The following is a 12041-nucleotide window of genomic DNA, read 5'->3' as shown; positions in this document are numbered from 1 at the left end:
GTTTTCACTTTTATTGTCGGGTGTGCATGGATGTATTTTATTATATTTATGATTCTTAGCTATATAAGAAAGATGGGAGCAAGAACATAACACAGGGAGGACAATGATGGAACTTATATTTGTTCGTCATGGAGAAGGAGAACATACGATAAATCATGATCGATTACATACCCTCCATCCTGCTCTGACAACACGTGGAGAAAGTCAGGCAGGAGAATTACAAAAAACATGGCCGCTGGCTTCAGAAGATTTACTGATTGTTAGTCCGACATTAAGAACTCTTCAAACGGCTGAACGTTGGAGCGAAGGCATTTCTTGCAGTAGAGTTGTGTCTCCTGCTGTTGGTCCCCGTATGTTTCCACAGAAGAAGGAGTGGAAAACTCTTCTGTGCGACCGGACATTGGATAAAGACCAGGTGTCAGCTGAGTTTCCTGGCTTTCAATTGACTGGTGACCGATGGGGTGAGGGGATCAATGAAATCCCTGAAAAGGAATTCGAGGACGTTGCTTCTGAACTGATTCGTTGGTGTAAGCAACAAGGGAAAGACCGTGTTTTTGTCGTTACACATGATGGTACGATGACAGCCTACAGGCAATGGATAGAAGGGGATCCATTGACACGTGAAGACTTTCCTGAAGAGACTGGCTGGATAAGGGTGAAGGTGTAATGACGAAGTCTATGACGTGTATATGCATACGTCGTTCCCTTCACTAATCATAATAAAAGACTCTGAGTTTATTTAACTCAGAGTCCTTTTTATTACGAACCTATTTTTCTATATTCTTCTGCCATTGGCATCTCTTTTCCTTGAGAAAAAGCACTGATCAGGACGACAAGTCCAACGTTGACAATCAAACCGAGGATACCAGGGTTAATATCCATTGGTGGAGCGTCTGCGACAAGCTGGAAGTAGTAGTTGACGACAGTACCCGAGATTAACCCTGTAATGACAGCGGGAGCGGTGATTTTTTTTGAATATAAGGCACCGTACACCCCTGGGGCGAATTGAACGATTGATCCGTAGGCTCCGAGCAGGAGGGCAATCAATCCCTGGCCACCAAAGACGGTAATGAAATATGCGAGTCCACCGATGACGAAGACGCCGATTCTCATGATTAAGAGCGTGCTTTTCGATGAAAGATCCCTTTTCACGTTGCGGATCAAGCCATCTGTAAATTCAAGGGATGCACTGTGCGTGATGGCATCCGCGGTACTCATGGCTGCAGCAAGCGCACCAGCACCGACAAGACCATACACCCAGCCCGGCAATGTGAGAACGGTTGTGATCAGGTAGGGCAGGATTTCATCCGGTGAACCGATTTGATCGGATTGGATGACGTTAACGGCAGAGAATCCGACAAATAGGAGCGGGATTAGAAACAAAGCAAACATAGGATAGACGAGCACGGTTTTCTTGATGGTGCGGGCTTTGGTGGCATAGGATTTTGAAAACAAGTGCGGCCACATGAGAAACCCGATGGTTGATACCAGTATGGTAGTGGTGTAGGCCATCATGGACATCGTTGAACCTTCGGCACCGATTTGCAGAAAGCCTGGGTTGTCCTGGGTCAGATTACGGAACATGTTCGGCACACTGTCATGAAGCTGATTGACAATTGTGAGTCCGACCGTCCAGGAAATGACGATCATGAGAATCCCTTGAAACACATCCGACCAGGCAGCAGCTCGAAGCCCGCCTGTAGCTACGTAAACGACGACAATTCCGTAAGAAAGCAATGCACCAAGCCAGAATGGAATTCGTCCTTCTGTCATGATGTTGAAAATATAGGCCATCCCTTTCATTTGTGTGGCTAAGTACTGGATGGAAGCCAGTAGAGCGACGATACCGATGATCATGGCAATCACACGACTGGAGTAGCGCAGCTGTAAAAATCCGGCGACCGTATAGATGTTATGTTTGCGACCGATGGCTCCGATTTTCGGACCAATGATATACCAGGGTAAGATAGCGAAGGCGGTATAGGTGATGATGTACAAAGCTGGTGCACCGCGGGAGAAGGCCCATCCTGGTGCGCCAAGGAACGAGAAGGCACTAAAAACCGCTCCACCCATAAGGAACCACATGACGAATAGACCGAGATTCCCTTTCGCTGTAGTGAACTCTTCCAGTGAACTTTTGTCCTGGTTACGGCCTGCTAAAACTCCGATGAATAAAGCGACGACGAGATAACCGATCATCATGATCATTGCAATTTGCCATTGTGCCATTTAGTGGACCTCCTTTTCGTCTTTGTCAGGGTCGATTTTGTACAGGAATAAGACGATGATGAATGTAACAACGATCCAAAAAATGACCCAGAAGACTGAAAATGGTAAACCGATAATGAATGGTGTTTCCCTGTTGGCGATGGAAAACAACGGGAAGACGAGAAGTAAAAATGGGATGGCTAAAGAAAGACAGTAAATTTTGATGAACTTTTGCTTGGTCAATGGGCATTCTCCTTTTGTTTTTCATACACGATATCTCCATTTAGAATCGTCATTTCTACTTGGATGTCCTTCAGTGTCTCGGAAGGACAACGCAAAATGGATTGATCGAGAACCACAAGATCTGCATACTTGTCAGGTTCTAAAGTTCCTTTTAAATCTTCCTCACTACTGGCATAAGCCCCTGCCCATGTATAAGCACGGATCGCTTCTTCGACCGTAATGGATTGGTTTTGACCGACAGGGTGGCCGTGTTTGCTTGTCCGATTGACGGCTGCGTGGATGCCGATGAGTGGATTTACCGTTGTAATCGGGCTATCAGAACCGATGGCAAACGGAATGTTCTGGTCCACGTAACTTTTTAACGGGAAAAAGTGGTGGACTCGGTCACCGTAATCGTTGATATATCCATCCCCGAATTCGTAAAGAAAGGCAGGGTTCGGAATGGGGACAGCACGGGTGGCTTTTATCCTTTCTACAAGGTCAGGAGGAGTGATTCCTGCATGCTCCAGTCTGTGACGATGGTTATTATTCCCACCATGATTGAGCGCTCGCTCAATTGTGGTCAGCAGCATATGTACGGCTTCATCCCCCATGGCGTGAGCGGTGATCTGCCATCCATGGTTATGCGCGGGTAGAAGATGTCGGTCCAACTCGTTTTGGTCCATATAAAGAAGTCCTGAATCATTTGGGTTACTCGTATATGGATCACGGGTTTTGCATGTCGGACCGCTGCTGCTTCCATCAATGAAAACTTTTGCAGGGCCGACTTTAATCGTATCGTCTCCGAGGCCTGTCATGATCCCGCTCTCCACACCTGCTTTGACAACGGATGGAGAATCGTAGAGGGAACCATACATGATATAAAGCCGCTGTCTGATCTTTCCTTCTTGAGCAGCCTTTTGTAAATAACGGATGTGTTTGCTGCCGTACCCCCCTGCATCATGGACACTCGTTATTCCGTTTTGTAAAAAATGATCCGAGGCGATTCGCAGTCCGAGCATCACCTCTGCTTCTGAATAATCGGCAAGCTGGAACATCTCCATATGGGCTGCTTCTAGCAATAGGCCGGTAAACTCGCCACTATCCCTGTGATAGGTCCCACCGGGTGGGTTTGGTGTTTGAGACGTGAGACCTGCCATTCCCAGAGCTTTGCTGTTCACACATGAAATATGCCCACAAGTTCTTACGACAATGATGGGATGGGATGTGGACACTTTGTCCAAATCCCATTTGGTCAGATGGCGTTCCTCGTACAGTGTGTTCTGGTTGTAACCCCAGCCGCGGACCCATTCTCCAGAGGGTGTTTCCTCAGCCCGCATTTGAAGTTTTTCAATGATAGATTCTATGGAATCCTCCTGCTTCAGGTTGACGCCGATCTGGTTGGTGCCATACAACTCGAGGTGGGCATGGGCATCGTTGAATCCCGGAAGCAGACTTTTCCCGTTTAAGTCAATGACCTCTGTATGAGCGTCGCACCGTTCCATGATATCGGTCGTCTTCCCAACTTGGAGGATGCGCTCTCCTTTGACAGCGAGGGCTTCATGAACGGTGCCTGACTGATCGGCGGTGATGGCTTCTCCGTTGATGAATACTTTAGTTGCTTTCATTTCTTCTCCCTCCATCTAGGACTGAGCAATTTTTAAGGCCGTATGATAAAGAAGCTCCACGCCTTTTTGCATATCCTCCATTTCGGCATACTCCAGCGGGTTGTGGCTGATCCCTTTTTCACAACGGACGAAAATCATGCCGTAATCACTAATGTAGGACATAAATAAGGCATCGTGAAAAGGACCGCTCATCAAGGTTGGTGAATCGTAACCAAGTTGTTCGTCTTCTTTTTTCATGATGTCTTTGATCCAGTCTGCGCAATAGCGTGGATCACTGCGTGTGTCTTCACTGATCGAGTATTCAAGGTTCAGTTCTTTGCTCGTACGTTCAATGATTTCATACAGTTTCTTCTCGAGTTTTGTGCGGGCATCCAAGTCAATGTCGCGAAGGTCAATTGTTAACTCGACTTTTTCAGGGATGATGTTGCGGGAGTTCGGGAAAGTCTGGACACTGCCGACGGTACCGACTGTATTTGGCGTGCCTTCATTGCAGACAAGTTCATTAAATTCTTTTGTAATGATGGAGGCTCCTAAAAATGCATCCTGCCTCAAGTTCATTGGCACGGATCCTGCGTGACCGGCAAAACCTTCAAGAGTCACCGTCAGCCAGATCGGACCGGAGATGGCCGATACGATTCCAACGGGTTTGTCCTGCGATTCGAGTACGGGTCCCTGTTCAATATGGAGTTCAAGGAATGCTTCAATATCGCCAGGTTTATAGATAGGACTTTGGCTCAAATCTGGTTCCACGCCGAATTCTCTTAAAGCCTCTAAGCGGGTCACCCCATTTTTATCTTTTCGTTCGAGTTCGCCTTCTTCGAGCTGGCCGATCATCCCCCGGACGCCGAAAACGCCTTTATTGAATCTTGACCCTTCTTCGTCAGCAAAACAGATGACCTCAATGGAGCGGTTAGGGGTGATGCCTTCTTCTTTCATCGTATGTACAACTTCAATGGCGCCTAAAGCACCTAACGTTCCGTCAAAGCGCCCTCCATAAGGTTGGGAGTCAATGTGGGAACCTAACATGAGGATCGGTTTGTCTTTTTCTTTTCCTTCGATACGACCAACTAAGTTTCCAAATCCATCGATGTGTGTATCCAGTCCGGCTTCTTCCATCCAGAGACGGACAACATCGACAGCTTCCCGGTCTTCTTTTGAATGTGCGAGACGGCAGACGCCGGTTTCTCCAATCTTTCCGATTTTGGCTAGGGTTTCGATGTGTTCTTGAAATCTGTTTTGATTGATCTTCAAGTTGGATCTCCTCCTTGTTTTAACTAACTATATCAAGTTCATAATTATCTGACAATTGACATAATGTTAAATGGTTCTATAGTAAGGGGCTGTGAAGAGAGGCTGCTTTATACAAGTTGTCGGATGAAAACGCAGATTTTTCCTCCGCTTGCTTTGTCCAACAGAAGGAAGCGGAAGGCTTAATAAAGAATGAGTAGTTTAGGGGGGAGAGCTTATGAATGAAAAAGAGAGAGCAATCCGTTTGAAAGAATGGGCACTAAAAGCAGGACTTGGATTGGATTCAGATAACATCACCATTCAGTACATATGGAATCCTGGGGGTTTTGTCAATCGGTCCTATCAAATTTCAGATCGGGAGAAGTGCTTCCATGTGAAGTTTTGCAAAAAGGATCATATAGCGAGGCTGAAGCAGTGGGCACGAATTCACGAGTATTTGACAGAAAATTATCGTGCTCCGAAGATGCTGATGGAAATCCATGAAGCCGTCATCCCTGGTCACCCCTATGGTCTTGTGTTTGAGTTTTTTGAAGGAGATGTGTGGAAAGGGCAGGCTTGGCAGGATGAAATCTTATTAAAAATAAGTAAGCTTCATGGTGATCCAAATCTTAAACGTGTGCTCAGCAGAGGAGGAAAGACTTGTGCAGAAGCATTGATTCAAACCTATATTCATCGGTTCCGGGAAGACATGAAAATTATAGATGCTGATAGAGAGAGTCTTCCTTTTGTAAAAGAGGAGACCTTTGAGATGTTTCACAAAATGACGGATCAGCTGGAAAAAGAAGTGAAACAAGCGAATCTTTTTCAACGTCCAGCGGAAGATGTCGTTCATAATGATCTGAATCAGCAGAACATTTTAGTGAATGAGGATAGGTTCTGCATGATTGATTGGGACGATCTAACCATCGGAGATACCGCAGCCGATTATGCTTCCTTGCTCTGGCCTTGGGTTTATAGTAAAGAGTGGCCGGTTTGGGAGGGGAAAGTGAGAGATCTTGCAGGCATGGAGGTGGTGGAGCGTATGAGTCTTTATTTTAAGGCGAAATTATTAGATGACGTCATTGATGTTCTTGCGGATTATGTAGAAGCAGAAAAGTTTCCTGAAGTAAAAGAGCGAACGCAGCAGAGAGCGAAAGCCACGCATCTAAGCGCGCTTGAGTTATATATGGCGCGTTATGAAACGTCTCTCTATGAATGATGCGGCGGATTTAGAAAGCTCTTGGAATTCTTGGGCATGTTTGTCTCTCTTTTTACATATCCTACTAGTAATAGAGGATCATTTAGGGAGTGACAAAATGGGTTTCACATATGGAAAAGATGAATTGATTGGTGACTTGCAGCAGGTGTTTGCCAGACATAATGTCCAATCCGTCCGCGTCAAAGAGCCCGGCACGTTGTTCCGTGTGGAGTCAGATGGTTCACTCACAATTGGAATCGGGGCGACGATTACGTCCTTTGAACATCAGCCAGATGAAAAACAAGCGCCGACATTAAAGGTGATTAATGGTAAGAAAAAATGACGAAAAGTCCTGGGCAGGGGGATGTCCAGGACTTTTCTATGTGTTGTGTGCGTATGATTATGCTTTCTTCCAGTAAGCTGCTTCTTTACTGGAGCGAAGAGGTGGGAACGTATCTCCATTGCTCAATTCGATATGTTTCTCATCCTCTGTCACATCATTATTTTTACGACCATCCACTAAACCATCAAATTCGTAAGTACCTGCTTCTGGCGCTTGTTCGCCTGTTTTGTAACGATCAGCCATTTAGAAATACATCCTTTCGAAATTGGTTTTAGTTGTGCGCACATAAGCTATATAACCGGATATGTCAGAGTGAAAACCCCTTTTTGTAAAAATGTTACATTTGGAGGAGTTTCCATTTTACAAGCCTTGAGGTTTGACAATTAGACGATAAGTTTATAACATATATCACGTTGAATAGTTTGTGTAGCAACATCTTGAATTACGGACATAAAAGCCATTCCGATGTTCGAACAGCTATCATTAGGCTTATTTTTATAACCTGTGGTTGCTACAACAACTAATTTTTATATAAATGGAGGTTCACACGATGACAAAAGTACTTTTCGTAAAAGCAAATTCCAGACCGGTGGAGCAGTCGGTGAGCGTCAAACTCTACCACACATTTTTGGATAACTATAAAAAGGTTCACCCGGATCACGAAATAGAAGAGCTCGATTTGTTTGAGGAAAACCTGGATTACTATGACAATGACAAAATTAATGGAATGTTCAAACTTTCCAAAGGTATGGAACTCACTCCATCTGAAATCGAAGCGACAAATACGGTTACCGCCTACTTGGATCAGTTCCTTGCAGCAGACAAAGTCGTATTTGCTTTCCCGCTATGGAATTTCACCATTCCAGCTGTGCTTCATACGTATTTCGACTATCTGGCTCAGGCGGGTCAGACATTCCGTTACACAGAGGAAGGGCCTGTAGGATTGCTTCCGGATAAGAAAGTAGCCATCTTGAACGCCCGTGGTGGTGTTTACTCTGAAGGTCCGGCGAAGTCTGCAGAGATGGCAGTGAATTATGTTGAAAACATTCTACAATTTTGGGGTATTGAAGATATCACTACACTCGTGGTCGAAGGTCATAACCAATTCCCTGATCGAGCAGCAAAGATTATTGAAGATGGCTTGGAAGAAGCTGCATCAGCCGCCGCTTCATTCTAAACCAAAAGAAATACAAAAAAAGCATCCCGATCAGGGGTGCTTTTTTTTGTGTGTTTTGTATTGGAAGAAACTGTATGACCTGGTACGGAAGAATATGTAAGACCTGGTCAGACATTTTATGGAATGATTTCCGCTCGATCTTGAGAAACTATGGAGAGAAGCTGGGGGTGGAAAGGGGTAAGGGATGAAAGAGTTATTCGTCTTGTTGAAAAAAGGCAATAAGCCGGCTTTATGGGCGAGCATCATTAACGCGATTATTGCGTTAATCAAAGGCGTTGCCTATTTCATTACAGGTAATGTGGCAATGTTTGCGGAAATGATGCACAGCATTGGTGACATGGCCAACCAATTCTTTGTATTTATCGGTTCAGCTCTTAGTAAAAAAGCACCGACCGATAAATTTCCGAATGGGTTTGCACGGCTTGTAAACCTTGTATTGCTTGGTGCTGTCATCATCGTTGGCATATTGGCATACGAAACGATCAAAGAAGGAATTCATCACATCCTTCATCCTCCAGAAGCAGGTTCCTGGCTTTGGCTGAACTTGACTGTACTTGGAATTGCTGCCATTCTTGAGTCTTTTGTGTTGTACAAAGCAATGAAAGAAGTTATCAAAGATATCGGACTGGAAAATGTCAAAGGCATGGAGGTTGTAAAAGTAAGTTTTGCAAACATCGGAGAAGCAAAACCTGCTACGAAGTTGGTTTTCCTTGAGGACATGGTTGCTACATTAGGTGCTTTGATTGCGATGATCTCGATCTTAATTGCAACTTATACCCCTTTTCATACAGCTGAAGGCTATGCTTCTGTCATCATCGGATTGATGCTGTTTTATGTGGTCGGTCGAATCTTCTTAGATAATGCAGCTGGGGTACTAGGGGTAGCGGATGAAGAAATGGAAAAGAAAATCGGTGAATTCGTATTTGAACATCCTGAAGTACAGGACATACAAAAGCTGATGGTCATGAAAGAAGGAGAAGAGCTGCATGTGGAACTGAAGCTGGAGTTCGATCCGGATATGTCGATCGAACAAGTGGATCGAGTCCTTGATGGTATTGAGAAGAAAATACTGAGTCAGCGAGGGGTTACTGAAGTGATCATTGAATCAGATAAAGATGATGATCAAATGTCCTGGGACCCTGATGATAATCAGGTGTAATGGATTGGTAATAATTGCAAGACCTGGTCAGGTGAATAGAATAAAACAGGGAAATAATGTATGACCTGGTGTAGTAAAATATGGAATTGGATGAGGTGGGAGTATGGGTAAGGAAAAGTACGATAAAGTGGAATCGGATATTATGACGCATGGACATAATCCTTATGAAATCGTTAAGGGGTTACTGAAGGAATCGGTGGAGACACTCGGTCTCCATGAGAACATCTACCATTTGTTGAAGAAGCCGATGCGTGTCTTTGAAGTCTCGATCCCTGTAAGAATGGATGATGGACGAATTGAGAATTACACGGGATATCGGTCTCAGCATATGGATATCCTTGGACCCACTAAGGGCGGGATCCGTTTTCACCCGGATGTCAATCTGGATGAAGTGAAGGCGCTCTCTATATGGATGTCCTTGAAGGCTGCAATCATTGATCTACCATTTGGTGGTGGTAAAGGTGGCATCATTGTGGACCCTGAACAACTGTCCGAACGTGAGTTGGAACAGTTAAGTCGCAATTACATTAAGAAAATCACCCCGATCATTGGTCCTCAAAAGGATATTCCTGCACCTGACGTCAATACAAATCCAAAAGTCATGGGATGGATGATCGACGAATTCGACCAGCTTCGGGGATATAACATTCCTGGCATGCTGACAGGAAAACCAGTGGTTCTCGGAGGATCTCTCGGTCGTCTTCAAGCAACAGGACGAGGAGTAGTGTTCACCATTCGTGAAGCGTGCAAAGTCCTCGGAATTGAAATGGGAGAAGCGACAGCCGCCATTCAAGGGTTCGGTAACGTAGGAAGTATGACAGCCAAGTTCTTGCATGAATTAGGTGTAAAAATTGTAGCTGTGACGGATGCGAAAGGCGGCATTTACAAAGAAGGCGGATTGGATATCCCTGATTTGCTAGCGTATACGAACGGTGGAGATCAGTATGCTTCTTCTTATGAAAAAGCAGAGCCGATCTCAAACGAGAAAATGTTCAGTCTCCCCGTAGATATTCTCGTTCCCGCAGCGGTTGAAAACCAAATCACTGAAGAGACGGCCCCGACGATTCAAGCGAAAATACTGGCCGAGGCCGCTAATGGTCCAACCACCCCAGCCGGGGATCAAATTCTTGAAGAAAAAGGGATTTTCGTTATCCCTGATATCCTCTGTAATGCTGGTGGAGTGACGGTTTCGTATTTTGAATGGGTGCAGAACAACATGAATTATTACTGGAAAGTGGACGAAGTGAACAAGCAGCTGGAAGAAAAGATGCTCTCAGGGTTTGAGAAGGTGATCGAGATGAAAGAGGAAAAGGGGTGTCGGATGCGTGATGCAGCCTATATGGTAGGCATCAAGCATTTGGTAAAAGCGATGGATGCCCGTGGTTGGATTGGAGAAAAAGAAAATCATTAAAAAACAGTCGTCCTGCCAGGGCGACTGTTTTCGTTTATCCATTTAGGCGAATACCGTAAAACTTCAATTCTGTCATGTCTTCCACCGCATATTGGACACCTTCTCGGCCAATGCCGCTTTGCTTTACGCCTCCATAAGGGTGGTTGTCCTGTCGGTAAGTGGACATTTCATTGATCCAGACACCGCCCATTTCCAGCTGATCGGCTACACGAAAGGCACGATCAATGTCTCTTGTGAAAATTCCTGCTTGGAGACCATAGATCGAGTCGTTCGATTGACTAACTACTTGGTTTTCAGATGAAAATGGAATGACTGATACGATCGGAGCGAATACTTCTTCAGCAATGATTTTCATATCGCTTTTCACATCAGTCAGGATTGTGGGGGTCAATAAAGAGCCATTACGCTTGCCCCCGGTTTCAATTTTTGCTCCATTTTCCACGGCGTCATCAATCCACATCTTGGCACGTTCCGCTTCATCCTCATTGATCATCGGACCAAAATCCGTCTCTTCGCTCATCGGATCTCCGATCTTCAATTCTTCGGTCTTTTGAATGAACGCCTTTAAGAAGCGGTCGTAGATATTTTGATGCACGTAAATCCTCTGCGCGGAGATACACACTTGTCCTGAAAAAGCAAAAGCACCTTTAACTAAACTCGAAACGGCATAGTCGAGGTCCGCATCTTCAAAAAGAATATTAGGACTGTTTGAACCAAGCTCAAGCGTCACTTTCTTAAACCCTGCATTCTCGCGAATCGTGCGTCCTACGGGCAGGCTGCCTGTAAACGTGACCTTGTGGATTTTATCATGCTTCACAAGGGGGTCTCCGATTTCTTTTCCAGTGCCAAGCAGCAAGTGAATCGCCCCTTTTGGTAGTCCCGCCTCATGGAGAAGCTTCACGAGTTTGTAGGCGGATACCGGCGTTTTCTCCGCTGGTTTCAATACGATCGTGTTGCCGGCTGCAATAGCTGGAGCGACTTTATGCAATGTTAAGTTCAACGGAAAATTAAAGGGCGTGATTGCCCCGACGACCCCGAGTGGCACCCGTTTCGTGAAACCGACCCGGTTTTCTCCACCGATGGCGGCATCCATCGGAATGACTTTTCCTTCGATATGCTTGGCTTCTTCTGCCGCAAAGCGGAGGACTTGGATTGAACGCTGCACTTCACCCTGGCTGAACTGTAAAGGTTTCCCGGCTTCTTTAGTAATAGCTTCAGCAAATTCCTCCTGGCGCTCCTCTAAAAGTTGGGATGCTTTCAAAAGAATATCCGCCCGGTTATGAGCGGGCATTTTCTTCATCGTCTGATGAAACGTATCGTAGCTGATGTCGATCGCTTTGTTCAAGTCTTCTTCTTTAGCTAAAGCCAGATCCGCAACAAGCTCCGTGTTATACGGATTTTTGACCGTCATTGTCTCGCGGTCATCTTCGCAAAATTCTTCACCGTTGATAATCGATCCGATCTTCAT

Annotated in this window: 12 protein-coding genes; 6 read left to right on the top strand and 6 right to left on the bottom strand. The window is 45.3% G+C overall.

The window, feature by feature from the left end; translation table 11 throughout:
- Positions 1-106 precede the first annotated feature (106 nt).
- A complete protein-coding gene (locus ACQ4XT_RS19215) occupies positions 107-667 on the top strand; it encodes a histidine phosphatase family protein (RefSeq protein ID WP_446855158.1) in 561 nt (186 codons plus the stop codon).
- A gap of 92 nt (positions 668-759) precedes the next feature.
- Here the strand turns inward: ACQ4XT_RS19215 and ACQ4XT_RS19210 are convergent, their stop codons facing one another.
- The 4 genes from ACQ4XT_RS19210 to ACQ4XT_RS19195 are packed head-to-tail and all read right to left on the bottom strand — an operon-like array spanning position 760 to position 5309.
- Positions 760-2229, bottom strand: coding sequence for a sodium:solute symporter family protein (locus ACQ4XT_RS19210; RefSeq protein ID WP_446855155.1), 1470 nt, complete (start codon positions 2227-2229; stop codon positions 760-762).
- Positions 2230-2451, bottom strand: a complete 222-nt coding sequence (locus ACQ4XT_RS19205) for a DUF3311 domain-containing protein (protein WP_160912162.1) — start codon at positions 2449-2451, stop codon at positions 2230-2232. It abuts the gene before it with no gap.
- Positions 2448-4058, bottom strand: coding sequence for an amidohydrolase (locus ACQ4XT_RS19200; protein WP_446855152.1), 1611 nt, complete (start codon positions 4056-4058; stop codon positions 2448-2450). Before ACQ4XT_RS19200 ends, ACQ4XT_RS19205 begins: the two co-directional genes overlap by 4 nt.
- Before the next feature lie 15 nt (positions 4059-4073).
- Positions 4074-5309, bottom strand: coding sequence for a Zn-dependent hydrolase (locus ACQ4XT_RS19195; RefSeq protein ID WP_446855150.1), 1236 nt, complete (start codon positions 5307-5309; stop codon positions 4074-4076).
- A gap of 214 nt (positions 5310-5523) precedes the next feature.
- Here ACQ4XT_RS19195 and ACQ4XT_RS19190 point away from each other — a divergent pair, with 214 nt between their 5' ends.
- Entirely contained in the window at positions 5524-6504 is a 981-nt protein-coding gene (locus ACQ4XT_RS19190) for an aminoglycoside phosphotransferase family protein (protein ID WP_446855148.1), read from the top strand.
- 97 nt (positions 6505-6601) lie between these two features.
- Positions 6602-6826, top strand: coding sequence for a hypothetical protein (locus ACQ4XT_RS19185; protein WP_226588277.1), 225 nt, complete (start codon positions 6602-6604; stop codon positions 6824-6826).
- Positions 6827-6883: 57 nt separating this feature from the next.
- Here the strand turns inward: ACQ4XT_RS19185 and ACQ4XT_RS19180 are convergent, their stop codons facing one another.
- Positions 6884-7069: a YjzC family protein gene (locus ACQ4XT_RS19180; protein WP_146813902.1), complete on the bottom strand. Its 186-nt coding sequence runs from the start codon at positions 7067-7069 to the stop codon at positions 6884-6886.
- Positions 7070-7376: 307 nt separating this feature from the next.
- On the opposite strand from ACQ4XT_RS19180, the gene ACQ4XT_RS19175 reads away from it, so the two are divergent.
- From ACQ4XT_RS19175 to ACQ4XT_RS19165, 3 genes are all read left to right on the top strand, one after another.
- Complete coding sequence (locus ACQ4XT_RS19175) at positions 7377-8003, top strand: FMN-dependent NADH-azoreductase (protein WP_446855146.1); 627 nt, start codon at positions 7377-7379, stop codon at positions 8001-8003.
- Positions 8004-8187: 184 nt separating this feature from the next.
- Positions 8188-9162, top strand: a complete 975-nt coding sequence (locus tag ACQ4XT_RS19170) for a cation diffusion facilitator family transporter (protein ID WP_446855145.1) — start codon at positions 8188-8190, stop codon at positions 9160-9162.
- A 103-nt stretch (positions 9163-9265) separates the two neighbouring features.
- A complete protein-coding gene (locus ACQ4XT_RS19165) occupies positions 9266-10573 on the top strand; it encodes a Glu/Leu/Phe/Val family dehydrogenase (protein ID WP_446855143.1) in 1308 nt (435 codons plus the stop codon).
- 34 nt (positions 10574-10607) lie between these two features.
- On the opposite strand, the gene ACQ4XT_RS19160 is transcribed toward ACQ4XT_RS19165, so the two are convergent.
- Positions 10608-12041, bottom strand: coding sequence for an aldehyde dehydrogenase family protein (locus ACQ4XT_RS19160; RefSeq protein ID WP_446855141.1), 1434 nt, complete (start codon positions 12039-12041; stop codon positions 10608-10610).

This window comes from Halobacillus sp. 12SKB, from assembly GCF_052941655.1.
The sequence above is the reverse complement of the archived record's forward strand: the minus strand, read 5'-3'. Positions and strand labels throughout refer to the sequence as shown.